This is a genomic window from Acinetobacter sp. Marseille-Q1618 (genome assembly GCF_902809855.1).
Classification (GTDB): domain Bacteria; phylum Pseudomonadota; class Gammaproteobacteria; order Pseudomonadales; family Moraxellaceae; genus Acinetobacter.
In genome coordinates this window covers 457916-480518 of the sequence record NZ_CADDWJ010000001.1, presented here as the reverse complement: position 1 = coordinate 480518, position 22603 = coordinate 457916, and the positions used below count along the sequence as shown (strand labels likewise).

General features: G+C 39.3%; 5 protein-coding genes and 1 CRISPR repeat array (1 of these 6 only partly in view). Of the genes, 2 read left to right on the top strand and 3 right to left on the bottom strand.

Annotation, left to right across the window (positions count from 1 at the left end; all coding sequences use genetic code 11):
- Positions 1–1444: a CRISPR direct-repeat array (repeat unit 28 nt; unit sequence GTTCACTGCCATATAGGCAGCTTAGAAA); it reaches 1167 nt to the left of the window's first position.
- A gap of 92 nt (positions 1445–1536) precedes the next feature.
- Positions 1537–6075 carry a translocation/assembly module TamB domain-containing protein gene (locus HUS24_RS02135; protein WP_173910404.1) on the bottom strand — a complete coding sequence of 1513 codons (4539 nt, stop codon included), beginning with the start codon at positions 6073–6075 and terminating at the stop codon, positions 1537–1539.
- Positions 6076–6105: 30 nt separating this feature from the next.
- Positions 6106–8823, bottom strand: coding sequence for an autotransporter assembly complex family protein (locus HUS24_RS02130; RefSeq protein WP_173910403.1), 2718 nt, complete (start codon positions 8821–8823; stop codon positions 6106–6108).
- A 181-nt stretch (positions 8824–9004) separates the two neighbouring features.
- Here HUS24_RS02130 and HUS24_RS02125 point away from each other — a divergent pair, with 181 nt between their 5' ends.
- Both HUS24_RS02125 and coq7 read left to right on the top strand, forming a co-directional pair.
- A complete protein-coding gene (locus tag HUS24_RS02125) occupies positions 9005–10324 on the top strand; it encodes an MFS transporter (protein ID WP_173910402.1) in 1320 nt (439 codons plus the stop codon).
- Between the two features lies 1 nt (position 10325).
- Positions 10326–10961 carry a 2-polyprenyl-3-methyl-6-methoxy-1,4-benzoquinone monooxygenase gene (gene coq7 / locus HUS24_RS02120; RefSeq protein ID WP_173910401.1) on the top strand — a complete coding sequence of 212 codons (636 nt, stop codon included), beginning with the start codon at positions 10326–10328 and terminating at the stop codon, positions 10959–10961.
- 384 nt (positions 10962–11345) lie between these two features.
- On the opposite strand, the gene HUS24_RS02115 is transcribed toward coq7, so the two are convergent.
- On the bottom strand, positions 11346–22421 hold the full coding sequence (locus tag HUS24_RS02115) for an ESPR-type extended signal peptide-containing protein (protein WP_173910400.1): 11076 nt from the start codon (positions 22419–22421) through the stop codon (positions 11346–11348).
- Positions 22422–22603: the final 182 nt, after the last annotated feature.

The following is a 22603-nucleotide window of genomic DNA, read 5'->3' as shown; positions in this document are numbered from 1 at the left end:
AAAATATAGTTCTTTAGGATGTGCAAAAACATATTGTTCACTGCCATATAGGCAGCTTAGAAAAATCCAACCAATCTTTAACTTTTTGAAAGAATGTTCACTGCCATATAGGCAGCTTAGAAATGCAAGACCTAATATGCCTGCAACATCACCCAGTTCACTGCCATATAGGCAGCTTAGAAATCATTATTCAAAGCATCAATCTCAAATACTTTGTTCACTGCCATATAGGCAGCTTAGAAAATGATGAGGCTGTAGTTTGAGCAATTCGATATGTTCACTGCCATATAGGCAGCTTAGAAAAGATGGGACAATGGTAGTGGAGTAGTCTCCATGTTCACTGCCATATAGGCAGCTTAGAAAACCATAAAGCAGGCATGAACCGTTTGAAGCACGTTCACTGCCATATAGGCAGCTTAGAAAATCGAGTACTGCACCAATTCGCCAGTAATACTGTTCACTGCCATATAGGCAGCTTAGAAATACAAAATACATGGGTCAGTGGTCTGACTGTGGTTCACTGCCATATAGGCAGCTTAGAAATGCAGGTGTGCCACGCCGAAGTTTTGTTCCCGGTTCACTGCCATATAGGCAGCTTAGAAATGCGTATTACGTGATTAAAAAAGGTTTTTCAAGTTCACTGCCATATAGGCAGCTTAGAAATGTATCAGCTACAAGCGTTTCACGTAAAATTGGTTCACTGCCATATAGGCAGCTTAGAAAACAGAACGCAAACCTGCAGGTGCACCATTCACGTTCACTGCCATATAGGCAGCTTAGAAAACTTAAAATCAAAGCAACATTTTCTTTATTAAGTTCACTGCCATATAGGCAGCTTAGAAAAGGGAATACATATTTATTATCATCAGCTAGATGTTCACTGCCATATAGGCAGCTTAGAAAAACATGATTATCTTCGTGTACTTGGTTGTTAAGTTCACTGCCATATAGGCAGCTTAGAAAGTATCAATTCCTCAAAAGCTCAACTGGTGCGTGTTCACTGCCATATAGGCAGCTTAGAAATTATGGCACAAGGGTTTTAAGACATTTCAATGGTTCACTGCCATATAGGCAGCTTAGAAAGTTCGTGATTATTTCAAAGAAGAACCAACTAAGTTCACTGCCATATAGGCAGCTTAGAAACCGTGATCAATATGAGTTTGAAAAAGAACTCAGTTCACTGCCATATAGGCAGCTTAGAAAAAACGGGTCAGTATTGGTTTGGGATGAAGCTCAGTTCACTGCCATATAGGCAGCTTAGAAAACCGTTAGACATAGTAGAATTCATTTTATTAGGTTCACTGCCATATAGGCAGCTTAGAAAATCTGACCTTGCGGTTCTAGTGGCTCATGTGCGTTCACTGCCATATAGGCAGCTTAGAAATGGCAATTCTCTACAGATATATTCGATGGTTCGTTCACTGCCATATAGGCAGCTTAGAAATAACAGGATTATTTAATACGAATTCAATTCAAATAGATTCCATCAATCACTATTAAAATCTACCTAAAATGAACTCGCATGTTGAAACAAATTTAGAAACGCCAGTGATAGAACAAGTCAATAGCTTTTTCCAAAGACTGACTTGCTTCTAGATACAATCGTTTGTTCATTTGATAACGTAAAGTTAACTTATTCACTGGTGTAAATACCCCAACCCCATAACGGATATACAAATCAGGGGTGATATAACCTGTTAAGCTGACTTGAGTATCATCCCCTGTTCCTTGCGCATCAAAGGCTAAACCACTTAAACCAAAAGTTTGTCCTATTTGGTTAGTAAAGGCACGTGTACCGCCCAAGCCTAAGCTGATTCCTGCTGCTGCAATGGTATTATTCACATCAGATTTAAAGCCCGCTTCATTGCTTAAACCGCTTGAACCTTCATTGATTCGTCCTGTGATTAAAGCATTCATCGCCTCTTGATCAGACAAACCTGCATCATTATAAACTTGAATATTCGGACTACTTGCAGTACCTGTAACACGTAAACCAACGATACTGCCTGAAACGGTTTTATTGGCATCTACATCTAAAGTTGGATTGGCTAAAGCACCATTAAAACGAGCAATAGCACGATTTAAATCAAGTTTTTGACCATACGCTTCGATGGTAACTTTCTCACTTACTCCAATTGCACCATTCGCACGCATTGCAGTTTCTAAACCACGTTGTGATAAATACACTCGTCCAATCAATGGAATACGACTATTAAAGCCTTGGAATATCACTTTATTGCCTAGACTGACATCAATATCTGCACGAATATCCCAAGGTTTTGCTGATTTTAAAATTGCCAATTGATCATCACCTTCATGCACTACCCGTACATCTGGTGAAACGTTAACAACAGTCGCGCTCGATTCAGGCATTGAAATCAAGGCAGTCGGCACATCCACTTTACCTTTTACAGCAATGCGTTTACTCAGTGGATAAGCATCCATCGTCATATCGGTGTCAACAATCGCCGTAATCAATGGTGCTTGGCGTACTAAAAGTTTTTCGCCTTTTAATGCTAACTGAATACGTGGATCATTTTTCCAGTCAATGCTTCCTGTTAACTTTCCTACACCACGCCCACTGTTAAATGCACCATTGATAGTTGCTTGATCTTGGTGAATATTTGAATACAACTGTACATTGGTCAAATTCACGGGTAATGAAATCATACTGATTGCACCATTTTTCAGGCGCAACGCACCATCAAATAATGGCTGTGACAATGTCCCATTAATTTTTCCAGCAAGTGACAGCGTTCCTTCCAACTTACGCACATCTGCAATAAATGGTTTAAGAATTTTTAATTGCACTTCGTTAAATGCAACTTCACCACGCATGTTCTTTTGAGCAGAATATGGATCAATCACGACACTGGCATAACCTGTACCGACATTTGGTGCTTTCAAGTCAACACGTGCCAATAAACCTTCTGCAACACTTTTGATGATCACGCTGGCTTCATCATAATTCATAGAGGTTGCAGGATCATCAGGGTTTTCTGCTGCAATACCAATTTGCCCTTTACGAGTAACCAATTTTGCATCAATTTTTGGTTTGCTATTTTGCGCCCAAGTTGCTTTGGCATAACCATTAAGTTGACCTGTGAGTGCCAAACCTTCTGGCATAAAGGCTGCAAAATCGTTTAAATCTAAGTTTTGGGTAATAAATGACACATTTCCTTTGGCTGGACTCACCCGTACAGGTTGATCAAAACATAATTTGCTTTGCCTACTTGACCAACAATGTTGTCCCACATACAGCTCAGATTTTGCTGAAGTAAAGATCACAGGTGCAGCTTGATCTTGAAGTAAATGTGCACGAACCGAGTCAAACTCACCTTTTTGAATTTGTCCTAGCCAATCGTTCTGCGCATTAAAACCACCAGCGAATTGCATATAGAATTTAGAATAATAGTTCCAGCCCTGTAGCTGTAACAAATGCGCTTTGCGTGTGCCTGTTAAAGTGATCCCTGCATATTGAATCTGACGTGTGCCACTGCGTAAATTATCCATTCTCGCCACCATTTTTGCAGGTGTCGTATCTGAGGTTGGCAACTCACCAATTAAACTCATTTTTTCAATACTTATCGTATTGTTAAAACCAAATTTATCGACTTTTAAATTGGCTGTTGCACTGAGGCGTGGTTGTGCTTGCAGGTTTAAATAACCATAAGCCGTACCACGTAAACCTGGATATAATTCATATAAAGCAGGTGCATTGATTTTTAAACGTAAATTTTGCGCATTTCCTGTGGCTTGCACTTGGTTTTGTGCATAAGACAAAAATAGGTTATTGGCTTCAAACTGTTGTGGCATAAAGCCTTTTTGGTTTGAATTTAGCACGATTGCGAGATTTCCTTTACCACGTAAAGGTTTATTATTAATTATCCCAGCCAAGTTCAAATTTTGAATATTAATCCGTTTTAAACGATCAGACCAAGTGCCTTGTGTTTTAACATGTCCTGACACTTCACCACGTACAGAAGATACAAAGTACTGTGGTTTAAAACGTACCAATGACGCATTTACATCCCAACCAAAACCATGACTGATATGAACCAAACCACTGGCAAGGATTTTTCCTGCAACACCATCATGACGCAATTCTGCGATTTTAATCAGCTCAGGTGTGCCAGAAACACGCACTTTGAGTAAGCCACTGCCTTGTTTTAATTGTGATGCGTTCAAACTACCATCATAATTCACAGCAAAACCTTTAAAACCACCGCCTGCTTTTTCATCTTTAAAAATCACTGCAGCAGTACTTGAGCCTTTCAGTTGAATGGTTTCGGCTTTGGCTTGATCTGCCATCCGTCCTGTCAAATCAATCGCAGTTAAATGAATAATTTGCTGATTCGGTTTTGCATAACCATTGGCTTTGATTCGACCATTTAATAAATTTACAGGGGCAGCGGCTGCCACTGTTTGTGGATTAAAGTCTTTTGCATTGAGTACAGCATTCCACTTCAACTGACGCTTTTCACTTGGCAGTTCCACTACAGCACTGCCTGTTAAACTGCCTTTAGCAGCCTGATAACTAAAAGCAGGCACATGTAAATTATTGCCTTTGAGATCAAGTTGGGCATTGTATTGTCCTGCAGGCAATGTACCTTTTTCATGTGGACGTATTACGGTTGCCACATGGATATTTTGTTTGCCTTCCACCAATGCCAGTTTAACTTGACCATTTTCACTGCTTAGCCAACCAATGTACGGTACTGCTCGATCAATATTTTTCCATTGTACATCCAGCAACATCGGCTCAGGAGTTTTCTTTTTCTGCTCTGCCTGATCTAGTTTGACATTCCATGCTTCATATTTGTCAAAATCCACATTGGCAGTTAAATGCATACCTTGTTGTAATGCACCTTTTGAGCCAATATTTGCATCCAAACTTGGCGGTAGAAAATCTTGAATCGCTTGAGGAATTAATTTGTCTTTCGGATTAATGTGGTCTAAACGCCCTTTTACATCCCAACCGACATGATCTTTCCAGCTTACCAAACCTGCAAGGTTGACTGCACCGCCCATGACTTGACCATTAAAATTATTGATATTTAACTGATTCATCAAGTCGGTATGTGCCAAAGCGGTATATTGACCTTGTGGAATATTTGCTCCGCTTAAATCTGTGTTTAAGTCGAGATCTAAACCGTTAATATCCCCTTTAAATTTGGCAACTCCATCTTTGGCTAACAGTTTTTGTTCAGGGAGAATGGGTAGATGATAATTTTTTAAAATCAATGCACCATTCATAGGAACATGCGGACGCATTGGGTGTAACACTGCCCAACCTGTGAGCAAATCAGGCGTATGGGTTGCTACACCTGCCTGAATGGTGTCTAAACTCCCACGTGCATGTACATAAATGTCTTTCACATTTAAACTATTTAAAGAAGGCAGATTTAAAATGGCTTTGGCTTTTAGTGGATATTTACCTTTAAAATCCATCATCCCTTCGGCATTTTTAACCGCCAAATAGCCCATATCCATGCTGGAGTTTTTAAATTTAAGTTCAGTGCCCGACCATAAAGCTTCTTCTAAATGCACATCATTAAAGTCAACCTTACTGCTTGAAGTTTGAATCTGTAAGTGGTCAACATCAGCTTGGTCTAAACGCAATACAAAGGGGAGTTTAATCTCACTAAACTTAAATGGTTCATCACTCGGTGGTGATTTGCTAATCACTCTTAGATTTCTTACATCAGCATGACTTAAGTGAATCTCTTTATCTAAAATCGCACGCCACCCCAAAGACACATCAGCACGATCAATTTTTACATCCACTGCGGACAATGTAACTAAAATATTTTTTAAAATAATCCCTTGCAGTAAATTTCCGCCTTCATATTCATAATGAATAATCTTTTGACTGGCAGCGACCCGATCTAATAAAAACTTACTGCCTTGATCTGTTGAAAACATCACAGCCAACGCAGCAATCAATAAAACAATCACCAAGCCGATTGAAAGCAATATATTGCGTAATATATTGCGTTTTTTCGGTGTCTGCTCAGCGTTTGGCTGAGGTGCTTGCTCATTATTTTGAAGATCTTGCTGTTTTTCGTCAGCCATAATTATCCCAAATGCAAATTTTTTATAAAATTAAAGTTGTGAACCAATAAAGAAATGTAAACGTATTGGATGATCAGGGCTAGAAATTCCTGTTGCAACATCTAAACGAATCGGGCCAATCGGTGATTTCCAACGAATTCCAACACCAACGCTATATTCAGGATCATTGGAAAATTTTTCATCAAAGGCATTACCAAAATCACTAAAAATCGCTGCACGCCAACCGTCTTTGAACTGATAATTATATTCCAAAGAACCCACCGCCAAAGCTTGGCCACCCATTTTATAGCCATATTCTTCTGGCGATAAACTTTTATAGTCAAAACCACGTAGACTCTGATCACCACCTGCAAAGAAACGTAAATTATAAGGAACTTGGTCAAAATCTTTGGCAAAAATATAGCCTGTTTCTAAACCAGCAACAAACTGATGGTCATCATTTTCACCCAGAGAATACAAGCCTTTCCATGTTGCATTGACGATCGCCATATCCGTATCAGACAGTAAGCTTTCACTCCCTAGTTGGACTTTATACGATTGTTTAAAACCTCGTGTTGGATTTAAACGATTATCACTGCTGGTTTTTGAAGCTTCATAACCGACTAATAAAGATTCTTGCTGTTGGTTTGCACCAGGTACTAAGAAAGCATCAGGAATATCATTAGCATCAACAATTCCTGTTTGCGTAACTCGATCTAAACGATAACGTAAGCCAAATACGTGTTGCCACTCTTTGCGTGAACCTTTGATTATTCGGTCTACCCCTGCCACCGCCGACTCAATCACCAGATTCATATCGTTCCCGATACCATCACGTTCTTCACGCTCATATCCACCCACTAAACTGATATAGTCATTCAGCGGGTGGTTATAAGGAATGTTATAACGACCATCAAAAGACTGGCGAATTTGCGACAATTCCATATTGGCATCAAAAGAATGTCCATAGTGGTTCACAATCGCTCGACGGTATTGCCCACGTAAGCGAACACCTGTGTCCGTCCCATAACCAATACCCGCTTCCAAGCTATTTAAACGGTCTGCATTTAGGGTTACGATCACAGGAATAATTTTGTCTTCACGTGCAAAAGCTTGTAATTTTTCAGTTTCTGATTGTTTTTCTTCCTGTTGCACTTGAGCCACACGAGCACTTGGATCAATTTCAGCCGAATTGGTTCCTGCAAATTGTTTTTCATCCACAACATCTTGCGTGACTTCTTTGGATGAGAATTGTTGTTTCTTGGCTTCTGTTTGATCTGTAAATGCAGCTTCAGACAGTTTTTGTTGATCAACCAAAGCCTGTAAATCTGGTGGTAGCTCTAAAGGCTTTTCAATCGGATCAGGTTTAATCGCATCAACCAAGGTGTAGTTAAAATAACGAGAGTTCGTGAGGTTATTCGCCAAAGCGTTTACACGCCAAGCCGTATAATCAGCGCCTGCTTTCCACGGTGCCATAGATTGCAAAACTTTTAAATCAATCGGCAATGGCTTGCTCGGATCACTCATTCTGAATTCGACTTGACCGAGTTTATAACGCTCACCTGTTTCATAACGAAGGTTAATATCTGCTTTATTTTGTGGCTGTAATACCTTGACATCATGTAAGCGCCAATAACTATCAAAGAATCCATTATTGTTGGCTGCATCGACAATACGTGTTTTGGTGGTTTCATAATGACCATGATGCAAAACATCACCTTCCTCTAAATCAGGAAGTACACGAATAACTTGGAATTGGGCAAGGTTTTCACCCGCACCAGAAAACTCTACATTCTGCTTTTCTATAATCACAGGATCATTGGGTGTAACGATAACTTTGACTTTACTGCCATTTTCTTTTTGAAATTTAAACTGTGCATCATAATAACCCACAGCTTGTGCAGCTTGTTTTGCTAAAGTCCGAAGCTGGGGAACTGCAGAGTTAAAATCGGCAAATGACTCAGTAGTAAAACTAGAAAGTTTTGCCTTAATATTATCTGCCAATACCTTAGGCGCACCTTCAACTTCTGCATTAATGCGTGAAACTGTTGCAGTATCAAATTTTGGTGGGCGGATGCGATATAAAGCACGTTTAAAAATATTGGCTTCTTTTTCTGGTGCTGGTTGTTCTGTTGGCAGTTCTGCTAAAGTTTTCCCTAGCTCATTTTCTTGCACCACAATTTTATTATCAGCTTCAATGGATTGCATCAATTGGTTAATATTCACAGGGGCTTGGGTAATTTCCGTAATCTCTTGCTGAGTTGCATCATTGACTACGATTTCAGGGGCTTTTGCTGCACCATTACGAAAGTTTTGCGCCTCAAGTTTGGCTTCTTCAGCAACTTTAAAAATCTCATTGGCTAAGTTGGCATCTACGGTATTTTCAGGTAATTCTTCTAATTGCTCAAATTCAATCGGTTTAAATTCATTTAAGGTTGCCGCAGTTTGTTCTTGTTGTTGCAACATTTCCACGCTGTCTACAGCGACAGTTTTTTGATTTAATTCATCAATTTTATCGTCTATTTTATCAATTTTGGCTTGTCCTAAACTTTGTTGTTCTGCTGCATTTTCTAGTTGCTCTTGCGTATTTCCTGCAACTGTCGGTTCAGCTATTTTTGTTTTAGATGTGTCAGCAGCATGTGTGATTGGTGCAGCAAATACACTCAAAAAAATACTTGTACACAACAGTTTATTTACATCATTTGTGCTAAAAATATTTTGCATACAATGTGCAAGTGCGGATTTTTTAAATTTGATTTTTGCTAGCATAGCAAGCTCTAAGCACCATAAAATATGATTGGAAAATTAAACAGTGATAAAAGTCCCCAACTCAACTTAAAATCACTTGGCTTTTCACATTATCTTGGAAGTTAAAATATCATACATGATTTTGCGATATAGTTACTAAATCCTCACATTTCTTAATATAACTTAAATGAATGGTTTTTCGATGGAAAAAAATGAACATATCTTAGGAACTCGCCGTTTTTTGCCCATGTTCCTGACCCAATTTTTCGGGGCATTAAATGACAATGTTTTTAAGGGCTCTTTACTCCTCGTAATTACCTACGGTTGGATTCATTTAAATGGCATTGCAATCAGCACTTTAAATAATCTTGCTGCATTATTATTTATTTTGCCCTATTTTATTTTCTCTGCAACAGCAGGACAAATTGCAGACAAATACGAACGTTCCTCTTTGGTTCGTATGATTAAAATTCTTGAAATTATTATTATGTTATTGGCAACTGCTGGTTTCTTAATGGGGAATTTGTGGATTTTATTATTTGCCTTATTTTTAATGGGAACACACAGTACCTTTTTCGGTCCTATTAAATATGCGATTTTACCTGAAATATTAAAGCCCAATGAACTGATGTCGGGTAATGCTTTGTTTCAGTCAGGAACATCAATTGCGATTTTACTCGGTACCATCATTGGTGGCGCGGTCATTTCAGTTTCTAAGGGTAATTTATTATGGATTAGCTTGACCGTCGTTGCTATTGCTGTGATTGGTTTTATTGCCAGCCGTTTTATTTTAAAACAGCCGACATTAAATAATGACTTAAAAATAGATTGGAATTTTTTCCGTACCAGTTTTCAAACCATTCAATATGCCAAAAGCTTACCTTTAATTTTTATCGTTTTGTTAGGAAATTCATGGTATTGGTTTTATGGTGCAACCTATCTCACCCAAATTCCCCAAGTCACTTTGCAAAACCTGCATGCCAATGAAAATGTCTCTAGTTTATTATTGACTTTTTTCTCTGTCGGGATTGGGATTGGTTCTTTACTGTGTCGTAAGTTTGGTGGCAGTGAAGTCAATATTAAAATGGTACCGATTGGGGCAGTTGGCTTGACGCTATTTGCATTTTATTTTGCAGCTAGTTTAGCCTTTATTCCAGTACATACAGGTGAACTGCTGGGCATTGCTGCAGTATTTCAAGCAGGTTGGGCATATTATCATGTCATGTTCGCTGTGACTTTATTGGGGATTTGTGGTGGTTTTTATATCGTTCCCCTTTATGCATTGATGCAAGCCTATGCGCCAAAATCTCATCGTGCACGCGTTGTTGCTGCCAATAATATTTTTAATGCAATTTTTATGGTTTCGTCCGCAATCTTCTCTATAATCATTTTAAGTGTGCTAAAACTCGATATTAAAATATTGTTTAGCATTACAGCGATTTTAAGTGGTTTATTTTGTATTTGGTTGTTAAAACGATTAAAACCGTTAATGGCAACAACTCAAATTACATTGGAGGATTGATATGCGTCATTATACAGGCATCGATAAGTTTATTCATTCTTTTGATCAAGCCTTAAGAAGTTTAGTCCCTGGTACAACCTCTGCTCAACGTAGCAATCCTTCAGAAAATACCGAAACCAAACTCGCAGTCAGCGAAGCACGTCATGTGGCTGGCTTGATGCGTGTCAATCATAGTGGCGAAGTCTGTGCACAAGCGTTGTATCATGGACAAGCTTTGACTGCGAAACTACCAAATGTACGCCGTGAAATGGAGTTTGCAGCCATTGAAGAACAAGATCATTTGGCTTGGTGTGAAGATCGTTTAAAAGAGTTAGACAGTCATACCAGTTTACTCAACCCTGTATGGTATGGTTTATCTTTTGGTATAGGTGCAATTGCGGGGATCGCAGGTGATAAATATAGTTTAGGCTTTGTGGCAGAAACTGAACGCCAAGTCAGTTTGCATTTACAACATCATATTAGCCAACTTCCACCGCAAGATGAGCGTTCACGCAAAATTTTAGTACAAATGAATGAAGATGAGTTACATCATCGTGATACTGCCTTAAAAGCAGGTGGGGTCGATTTACCACTTCCAGTCAAAATCACCATGACAGCGATTTCTAAGTTAATGACTAAAACCAGTTATTTTATTTAATTATTGTTTTAAGTGGTTAATTTTAAAATAATACCATTCTTAGAAAATAACATAATATAAGTGGTTTGTTTTTGACGGAGTCTTACATCTAAAGTTTGTATTTAAAGACTAGCCTTCGGCTCGACCTACTTTTGTTTCGACAAAAGTAGGCAAAACCATTGTCATCCGCAAAACTCGACCAATACCGCAAATTGATTGATGTATTGCAAAAACATGACCAATCATCGGTAGTCCTGCCTCGGACAATTGCGGATGACGTTTTCGTGTCTCAATTTATAATTGGAAGCGGAAAAAATCATTCCAAAAATATATTATAAAACTTTTATTGATTGGTATAAAAAGAGCATCTTATGATGCTCTTTTTTTGCTTAGATTAATAACTATTTACCAACTAAAACCTACACCTACACCCCCAGATTTTTCTTCTTCGGTCATTGCCCCGCCCAAACTAATGCTTGTATTTTCATTAATCATACGTTGATAACCCACTGCAACCGCTTTTTCATCTCCTTGGAATCCAGCACCCACACCAACACGGTTACGTCCTTTAAGACCTGATGTACTATTTGCCATGTTCATCATTGCTGCTGTCATCGCACCTTGACGGTCAAAGCGTTTATCAACTTCATGGAAACGGTGATCTGTTTCTAAACGATGGTCTGAGAATGCACTCTCTAAGTTATTAAATTTGTTATCCGTATATTCTTTCGAAGATTTTAAAGTTTCTGCCTCAGCTGCTTGCATTTGTCTTAGATTCACTGCATCTGTTGCTTCTGTTGCATTTGCAACATGAATGATTTGTCGCTCAGCATCTTTTGCCCCGACTGAAACAGTATTATCACGATCTGAAGCTGAGTTATTACCTAAAACAACAGCATTTTTAGCTTCAGTTTTGACATTATTTCCAAGTACAAAAGTATTATCAGATTTTACTGTATTATCGTTACCCACTACATAACTATTATTTCCAGTAACATTGTTTGGATCACCAAATGCGCCTGAACGATTCCCCGCTACGGTATTGCCTTTACCTACAGCAGTAGATTGATGACCTGTAACTTTAGAGCCTTGCCCAATAGAAGTGGACTGTGTACCGGAAGCTGTTGCACCTTCACCAATTGCCACCGACCCAACACCCGTTGCTTGTGCTGGCGTTTGGACTGTGCCTTGTCCCGAACTCACTGCAATAAATGGACTATTTTGAGTGTTAAGCCAATCTTTTTCTGTACCTTGATAACCATTTTTTACAGCAATTTCATAAGTACTTAGACCTTGATCTCCCTTGTCGCCTTTTGCACCATCTTTGCCATTTAAGCCATCTAAACCATTACTTCCATCTTTACCATTTAGACCGTCTTTGCCTGCTGCGCCTGTAACACCTTGATCTCCCTTGTCGCCTTTCGCTCCATCTTTACCATTTAAACCATCAAGACCTTTTGCACCATCTTTGCCATTTAGACCATCTTTACCTGCCGCGCCTGTAACACCTTGATCTCCCTTGTCGCCTTTCGCTCCATCTTTACCATTTAAGCCGTCTAAACCATTACTTCCATCTTTGCCATTTAGACCGTCTTTACCTGCTGCACCTGTAACACCTTGATCTCCCTTGTCGCCTTTTGCACCATCTTTGCCATTTAGACCATCTTTGCCTGCTGCGCCTGTAACACCTTGATCGCCCTTGTCGCCTTTCGCTCCATCTTTACCATTTAAGCCATCAAGACCTTTTGCACCATCTTTGCCTGCTGCACCTGTAACACCTTGATCTCCCTTGTCGCCTTTTACTCCATCTTTACCATTTAAGCCATCAAGACCTTTTGCACCATCTTTGCCATTTAGACCGTCTTTGCCTGCTGCACCTGTAACACCTTGATCTCCCTTGTCGCCTTTTACTCCATCTTTACCATTTAAGCCATCTAAACCATTACTTCCATCTTTACCATTTAGACCGTCTTTGCCTGCTGCGCCTGTCAGACCTTGATCGCCCTTGTCGCCTTTCACTCCATCTTTACCATTTAAGCCATCTAAACCGTTACTTCCATCTTTGCCTGCTGCGCCTGTAACACCTTGATCGCCTTTGGCACCTTTTAATGATGCCAACCAATCTTTTTCTGTTCCATTGAATCCATTCTTTTGAGCCACTTCATAAGCACTCAATCCTGCTGCACCGCCTGTTGTTTCGACTTTTGATAAACGTGTATCTAAATTGCTTAATTTACTATCTACAGCACTAAAAGCACTTCCTACATCTCGATAACTTTTGTTTTGAATCATAAAGGTCGGTGCTACAAAATTTCCATTATTGAAAGATGCTCCACCACCCAAAGATGAAAGTAAGGCATTTTCATTACGTTGTACTTGATTTTGTGTGCTTAAGGTATTGTTACTTAGATTTAAAATATCCATTTGAGATTGTGTGATATTACTTTCTGCAGTACCTACACGATTATCAAGTGTATTCAAATTCCCTTGGGTTATGCCTAAGTCATTTTGTAATGTCCCAATGTCGGTTTCGGATTGTGTCACACGCGTATCTAGACCTGAGATTGCGGTGCTATTAGTTGATATTTTACCATCTAACTGTGTTACCTCATTTGTCACTCGACTATCCAATGTACTCACTGCTGTATTGGTTGCATGTAACTGCTTACCTGTCACTGCATCTTTTGAGGTTGCATTTAAAGCGGCATCTTGTAAATTGGTAATTTTAGTGCCTGTTGAACCTGCTAAGGTGATTTGAGCTTTACTTGAAGCTGTATCATAGTTCACGGCATCTGCAGTTTTTTGATCAGTATAACCTTTCGCAGTTGTTAAGCTCGAGGTAACTTCCTGATCAGTATAACCTTTCGCTGTCGTTAAGGTTGTCGTTAAACCTGTATTTAAATCCGTGGTTGATGCTTTAGTTGCAAGACCTGTAGTTACATCATTAACTTGATTGTTTAAAGTATCAAATAAAGTTTTATCGGTTTTTAATGCCAAGCCAGCTGTTAAATCTGTTTGTGATGCCTTGGTTGCAACAAGTTGATTGGTGCTATTTAATTGCTTACCTGTCACTGCATCAGTTGATGTTGAATTTAACGCTGCATCTTGTAAGTTGGTGATTTTGGTGCCTGTTGTACCTGCTAAAGTTATAAGATCTTTGCTTGTATTATCATAAACAACTGCGTTTGCTGAAATTCCACCTAAACCATTTTGTAGTGCTGCAATATCATTTGTATTGGTGGTGACTCGTCCATCAATCCCTGTAACTTTTATATCCACACCATCAATACGGTTGTTAATGGTATTGGCACTGTTGGTAATCGCTGTATTTAAATTGCCAACTTCTGTAGTCACTCGACTATCTAATGTACTTAGATTGCTATTAGTTGCATGTAATTGCTTACCTGTCACTGCATCTTTTGAAGTTGAGTCTAAAGTTGCATCTTGTAAATTAGTAATTTTGGTGCCTGTTGTACCTGCTAAAGTTATAAGATCTTTGCTTGTATTATCATAAACAACTGCGTTTGCTGAAATTCCACCTAAACCATTTTGTAGTGCTGCAATATCATTTGTATTGGTGGTGACTCGTCCATCAATCCCTGTAACTTTTATATCCACACCATCAATACGGTTGTTAATGGTATTGGCACTGTTGGTAATCGCTGTATTTAAATTGCCAACTTCTGTAGTCACTCGACTATCTAATGTACTTAGATTGCTATTAGTTGCATGTAATTGCTTACCTGTCACTGCATCTTTTGAAGTTGAGTCTAAAGTTGCATCTTGTAAATTGGTAATTTTAGTGCCTGTTGTACCTGCTAAGGTGATTTGAGCTTTACTTGAAGCTGCATCATATAACACTACATCTGCAGTCTTTTGATCAGTATAACCTTTCGCAGTTGCTAAGCTCGAGGTAACTTCCTGATCGGTATAACCTTTCGCTGTCGTTAAGCTTGATGTAACCTCCTGATCAGTATAGCCTTTCGCAGTCGTTAAGCTTGTCGTTAAACCTGTATTTAAATCCGTGGTTGATGCTTTAGTTGCAAGACCTGTAGTTACATCATTAACTTGATTGTTTAAAGTATCAAATACAGTTTTATCAGCTTTTAATGCCAAGCCAGTTGTTAAATCCGTGGTTGATGCTTTGGTTGCAACAAGTTGATTGGTGCTATTTAATTGCTTACCTGTCACTGCATCAGTTGATGTTGAATTTAACGCTGCATCTTGTAAGTTGGTGATTTTGGTACCCGTAGTGCCACCTGCAAGTGTAATTATCGCTTTGTTAGAACTAGCATCATAAAAAACGGTATCTGGACTACCTGTAAATGTACTTAATGCAGTATCAACATACTTTTTATTCGCAGCATCAGTATCATTTTTTGCATCTGCCACATTGGTAATACGTTGTTCAGCACCTGCTTTACCCACAGAAACTGTATTTTCTTCATTTGCAACGGCGTTATAACCTATTGCAGTTGAGTTTTTAGCTGTTGCAATACTGCCTACACCAAACACACTGCTATTGTCTGCTGCTGCAATATTTTGGCTACCTACCGCATTACTTGCTTTTCCAAGTGCAATATTACCGCCTGTTTTTAGGCTATTAATAATACTTTTTTGGCTGTCTGCGGTTAATACAACACCATTCATTGATGTCAATCTAGATGGATCAGAGGCTAAGTCATCCCATTTTGTTGCTGTAGTAATAACGTCTATGCCATCAATTTTTGCAATTACACCACCATTAAAAATAATTTCAGGGGTTCTTGCACCTTGACCAAAAAATAATTCATTGATTTTATGTGTATTGGCACCCATCGCTGATGCCCCCTGCCCAATGGCAGTGTTATTCGTACCAAGTGCTGTACTTTCTATGCCTAAAGCTTGGTTTTTAAAACCAAAAGCGACACTTGATTCTGCTTTGGCAATGTTGCGTACACCAATTGCACTGCTTGATTGTGCTGATGCAGTATTTTTTGTACCAACGGCATTACTCCACGAACCATTGGCTGTATTAGTTGCACCAATTGCATTGGCATCCAAACTTATATTAGAAGTTAGGTTATTTGAACCAATCGCATTACTACTTTTACCATCTGCAAAGTTTCTTAAACCTAATGCTGAGTTACTCTCACCCAGTACAGTATTACCAAAACCAACTGCACTGCTTTGCTTGCCAAGAATGGTATTTTGACTACCGATTGCACTGCTTGCATTACCAATAACAACATTGGCACCTTGTTTTAAACCTTTGATAAAGGCTTCTTTTTCAGCAAGTGATAAGCTTGTATTGCCATTAATCGATGTTATTTTACTTGGATCATTTTCTAAAGCAGCCCAATTATTTGCTGTGGTTACAACTGTAATGCCTGCAATTTCAGTGATATTTGTTGCTAAACCATAAGGTTTTAAAACAATTTCATTCATATCACTCAATGTAGATGACATTGGACCATTATTAGATACGGGGCGACCTAGTACATCTACAGAAGATGCACTCCCGATGGCAGATGAACCGTCTCCACTGACATAGTTGAGCGCCCCCATTGCACTACTTTGTGTTTTACTTGCTGTATTGGCATAACCCATTGCACTACTGGTTTTACCTGATGCCGTGTTTTGCACACCTACTGCAGTACTCGATAAACCAATTGCAATATTACCGCCATTTTTAGCTGCATCTTTAAACTTAGCAACACGGGTTGCATCTACAACGGATGTACCATTAACAGTAAAACCAGTAATATCATCCAGAGATGTACCTGTTCCTGTTGTGGTGACAGTAATGCCATCTACTGAAGTAATTTTGCCTGTATTGTCTTTCTGTACACGATGTGCTGTACCACTATAGCCACCCAAAGCATTATCACTGACATCATGAGCATAGTTTTTAGTAACGCCTGACCCACCTGTTACACCAGTCAGTGCTTGGTTAAGGGTATTTAAATTGACTGCATCCGTGCCTTTAGTGGCATTTGCGACATTGGTAATGCGTTTTTCTGCACCACTACGCCCAACCGATACTGTATTGGCTTCATCGGCAAGTGAGTCATAACCCAGTGCTGTTGCATTTGGTGCAACAGACATACTTTGGATACCAAACACATTACTGTTTGTCGCTAAAGCAACGTTACCACCAAAAGCAACACTACGGATAAAAGCATTAGCTTTTTCTAGATCCAAACTAACCCCATTGACTGCTGTTAATTTAGATGGGTTATTTTTTAAATCAGTCCAATCAGTTGCTGTAGTCGTGACTGCCACACCATCAATTGTGCTAATACTACCTGCATTAGAAGTAATAACTGGCGTACGCTGACCAATGCCCAAACCGTCATTACCGCTTATAAAAGAAGTAAATGATGTTCCACTTCCTATTGCAACAGCATTATTTCCTAAACTACTATTATGGGTACCGATGGCACTTGCGTTTTGTGCATAAGCATAATTTTGAACACCAAGCCCTGTAGCAGATGCAGCAGCCCCATTTGAACGGACATTATTCGCTTGCCCTATTGCAACATCACCATAATATCTAGCCTGATTCCCAACCCCCAATGCACTGCTAATGAACCCTGAGGCAGTATTGCTATTTCCCAATGCACTGCTAATGAACCCTGAGGCAGTATTGCTATTTCCCAATGCACTGCTAGCATCACCTGAGACAGTATTGCTATTTCCCAATGCACTGCTAGCATCACCTGAGACAGTATTGCTATTCCCCAATGCACTGCTATTCAACCCTGAGGCAGTATTACGTGTACCCACCGCACTGCTATTGAACCCTGAGGCAGTATTACGTGTACCCACCGCACTGCTGAGTGTGCCTGAGGCAATATTACTGATCCCAAAAGCATTACTCGCTATACCCGAAGCAGTATTTTGATTTTGAACTTGGTTAAATAATTTTAAAAACTCTACTTGTTCATCATAAGATAATGTTTTTCCATCAATGCTTAAAATATTTCCTGTAGTTAAGTCTGAGAACTGAGTAATATCTGCATTTGTGGTAATTAAAGAATCACCAAGATACATTTTTCTTAAGTTTGTTGGGTCGCTTGGGTCTCTTTTAAAACTCGTTGAATCTAATCGACTACCTGAACCAAACGCATTAGATAAAATGCCTGTCGCTTGGTTATTCGACCCTATAGCATTACTTGCTTGCTTATTAGCAGTATTGTTAAAACCAACTGCATTTGATTGGGTACCTACTGCCTGATTTAGCATGCCGACTGCATTACTCTGATCACCCTTGGCATTGTTACTAAAACCTGCTGCATGACTGTTATTACCTAGTGCAACATTCGTTACACCCACCGCAGAACTGTTCGTTCCTACCGCAATATTCCCGCCTTTCTTCGCCGCATTTTTAAAAGCTGCTAATTGCGTAGGGTCTGTAACAGGCGAACCATTTACTGTAAATGAAGTAATATCATCTATGTTTAAACCTGTTGCAGTAACTTCTATCCCTGCAACTTTAGTCAAATTGACTCCATCATTTTCTGTTGGATGTGCAGAACCACTGGCTGAACCTAAAGCTGAACTACCATTCAAAGCATAGTTATCATTCACAACTGCAGCTCCTGTTGGAATCGCTGCAATTAAATCAATGACTTGTTTTTTATTTACTGCATCGGTATCTGCTGTACCTGCTTTGACATTGGTAATTTGTTTTTCTGCACCCACTTTACCAACCGAAATACTATTATCACGATCGGTTGCTGAGTTGTGCCCAAGTGCTGTTGCACCGACATGACTTGCGATGCTATTACTACCAATAGCACTACTATTTTTTGCAGTGGCTTGGTTGTTGACACCTACGGCTGTACTTGCGAACGCCGATGCTGTATTGCGAACACCAACGACTGTACTTTGTGTCCCTGATGCTATGTTTGATAAACCAAATGCATTACTTGCAATACCTGATGCTATATTTGAAGGATTCATCGCACCGAATAAAGCATAAAAATATTGCTGTTCTTCTGGAGATAAGGTTTTACCATCTACCGTTAAAATCATATTGGCAGCCAAGTCTGCAAAGCTGTTCACATTCGCTGAGGTGGTTACGACTGACCCACCTAATAAGAAACGTTGTAGATTATTTGGATCAGCAGGGTCACGTTGGAATGTATCTGACGCTAAGTAACCGCCTGAACCCATGGCATTTGAAAATACACCAGTGGCTTGGTTCGCTCTACCAAAAGCATTACTGCTTTGACCTGAAGCAGTATTATAGACACCAAATGCACTACTTGAGTCACTCTTCGCGTTATTTTGAGAACCTATTGCATTGCTATTATCAGCTGCTGCACTATTTCCAAAACCTATTGCATTACTTGACCAACCTTTGGCTTCATTACCGATACCTATCGCATTGCTCGCCTTACCTGTTGCAGTATTGCCATAACCTATTGCACTGCTGTTATATTTTGCCGCAATATTATTTGTACCTATTGCTGTTGTATTGCTTGCTGTAGTGAGGTTAGCCCCATTTTTTAGCGCATGGATAATCACTGTCGCTTGTTGTGCTGAAACAAATTCACCATTAAATTTTGTTAATTTGCTTGGATTAATTTCTAAATCAAAATCACTCGTTGCCGTACTCTCAACTGAAATTTCATTAATTTTATTGACATGTCCTGCCGCATTTTTGGTTGTAATAAGATAGTTATTACCATCTGGAAATCCTGCATTACCAAGCGCAGTTGAGGATTCTCCAATAGCAACACTGCCCACACCTATAGCATTGGCATATTTTCCAGATGCAATATTTTGGTTACCTATCGCATTCGCAGCTTGACCTAAAACCACATTTTGTCGACCAATTGCATTACTTTGAGCCCCTATTGCTCTATTTTCATACCCAATCGCATTTGCAATATCTGCTGTAGATGTCACTATATTGGCAATACCGATCGCACTACTTTTTTCAGCAAGACTAATATTTCCGCCTTTTTGTACTGCATTTTTAAATGCAGCTACTTTTGTCGCATCAGTTTCAAAACTTGGAACTATCCCCCAACCCATATCCACAAGAACGCCAAAACCTGTAATATCGGAAATGCTCGTTCCTGCCCCTGATGTTTGTACTTCAATCCCATTTACTTCTAATATTTTATTATTAATATCTCGTTTAATTAAGTGCGCTACACCTTTTCCTTCACCGAGCGCAACACTTGTTGTAGTTTGTGCATAGTTATTGGTAGCCACTGCGCTACCTGTTGGAATATTTGCAATTAAACCTTGTACTTGTGATAGATTCACTGCATCTTTGGCTTGCGTACCATCTGCAACATGGGTAATTTGTTTTTCTGCCCCTGCTTTACCTACAGAGATAGTGTTATCACGGTCTGTTTCTGAGCCATTACCCAGTGCTGTTGCACCCTCATGTGTTGCCTTACTATTACTACCAAAAGCGCTACTATTTTTTGCAGTCGCTTGGTTGTTATAACCCACAGCACTACTCATATACCCTGAGGCGATATTTTGTATACCTACAGCACTACTTTGTGTACCTAAGGCTGTGTTTGCCGTACCTAAAGCACTCGCAAGCATGCCTGATGCAGTATTAAACTGTGGTGGATTTGAATTATTAAGCAAAGCAATAAAAAGTTGTTTTTCTTCAAGGCTTAAACTTTGTCCATTAATACTAGCTATATCTGCTGCGGTTAAGCCTTGTGCAACTGTTCGTGGATCAGTTCCTGTAATGGCATTCACCGTAATAATGTCTATCCCATCAATGCTGATTTTTTTATTGTCATTAGGATCAAGTTTAACATCCATTTGAAGGATATTAAAAATGCTCCCACCCATTGCATTGGAAAATAGACCAGTTGATTGATTAGCAAAACCAATCGCAGTACTTCCTACACTCGACCCAATATTTGCAGAACCTATCGCATTTGAACCTAAGCCTGATGCAGTGTTCTGTATACCAACTGCATTACTGATAAAACTTGAGGATGTATTTTGTACACCAACTGCATTACTGATAAAACCTGATGCAGTATTTTGTACACCAACTGCATTACTAGAAAAACCAACTGCTAAGTTACCACCTTTTTTAGCAGCATTTTTAAAAGCAGCGACTTCATTTGGATCTGTAATAACTTGACCTTGTCCCATCGGATTTTTGATTGTAAATGAAGTGATATCATCTATGTTTAAACCAGTTGCAGTAACGTCTATCCCTGCAACTTTAGTCAAATTGGTTCCATCACTTTCTGTTGGATGTGCAGAACCACTGGCTGAACCTAAAGCTGAACTATTCGGCACGGCATAATTATCACTCGCTACTGCTCCACCTGTTGGAATCGCTGCAATTGCTGCTTCTAATTGCTGTACATTGACCGCATCTGTACTACCTGCATTCCCCGCTTTGACATGGGTAATTTGTTTTTCTGCACCTGCTTTACCTACAGAGATAGTGTTATCACGGTCTGTTTCTGAGCCATTACCCAGTGCTGTTGCACCCTCATGTGTTGCCTTACTATTACTACCAAAAGCGCTACTATTTTTTGCAGTCGCTTGGTTGTTATAACCCACAGCACTACTCATATACCCTGAGGCGGTATTTCGTGTACCTACTACACTACTCATTGTACCTGAAGCAGTGTTACTAACTCCAAAGGCATTACTCGCTATACCTGAAGCAGTATTTTCATTTTGAGTTTGGGTAAATAAGTTTAAAAACTCTTGTTTTTCATCAGGCGATAAAGCCTTTCCGTCAATGGTTAAAATATTTGCTGGAGTTAATTCTGAAAAATGATTAATATCGGTAGTTGTAGTAATGAGAGAATCACCAAAATACATTCTTTTTAAGTTGTTTTGATCGCTTGGATCTCTCTTAAAACTATATTGATCTAACTGACCACCCGAACCAAATGCATTCGATAAAACTCCTATCGCTTGGTTTTGGCGACCAATACTTGTACTCCCTTGTTTTGAGGCAGTATTACCATACCCCAATGCACTGCTATACGTCCCTGAGGCTGTATTAACAAACCCTAAGGCACTGCTAGATTCCCCTGAGGCATTATTACTAACCCCCAATGCACTGCTAGCTTTCCCTGAGGCATTATTATAATTCCCCAATGCACTGCTAAATTCCCCTGAGGCATTATTAAAATTTCCGAATGCACTGCTCTGATCCCGTGCAGCACTATTAGAGTAACCACATGCAATAGCATAATCGCCAAGTGCCATAGAGCTGGTATTTGTTGGATCAGTAACACAAACAATACCTGCCCACACATTGCTCCCTGTAATACTTGCCACACTCAGCACGAGCACTTTTAAAAATAGCGGTTTAAACCCATTGTCAAAGGTCTGAGTCTGAGCTTGGCTTGCGAAATCGCTTTGTGATGTGTTTTGAATATCGCCTGTGGTGTTGTCTGTTTTGCCTGTACTTTTGGCATTCTCTGAAACCACAACAAAACGCCCTAGAGACTTATTCCAAATTTTTTTAAAAATGTGATTCATGAGATTTATATCCATTTATGTAGTATTTGTTTTTATTTCAATATTTTTTTGTTATTTTTTATATCCCTGAGTTCAGGTATTCTGACGAAAATTTTTAATAAGAATTTAATTATCGTGACTGAAATGATGCCAAATCCCGATTGTGATTTACGCTAAAAATAAGCAAAATACCTAATTTCAGG

Bases quoted from the DNA above. Each gene is read 5' to 3' on its own strand.
- HUS24_RS02135 (WP_173910404.1), bottom strand. From the start codon at position 6,075: ATGGCTGACGAAAAACAGCAAGATCTTCAAAATAATGAGCAAGCACCT.
- HUS24_RS02130 (WP_173910403.1), bottom strand. From the start codon at position 8,823: ATGCTAGCAAAAATCAAATTTAAAAAATCCGCACTTGCACATTGTATG.
- HUS24_RS02125 (WP_173910402.1), top strand. From the start codon at position 9,005: ATGGAAAAAAATGAACATATCTTAGGAACTCGCCGTTTTTTGCCCATG.
- coq7 (WP_173910401.1), top strand. From the start codon at position 10,326: ATGCGTCATTATACAGGCATCGATAAGTTTATTCATTCTTTTGATCAA.
- HUS24_RS02115 (WP_173910400.1), bottom strand. From the start codon at position 22,421: ATGAATCACATTTTTAAAAAAATTTGGAATAAGTCTCTAGGGCGTTTT.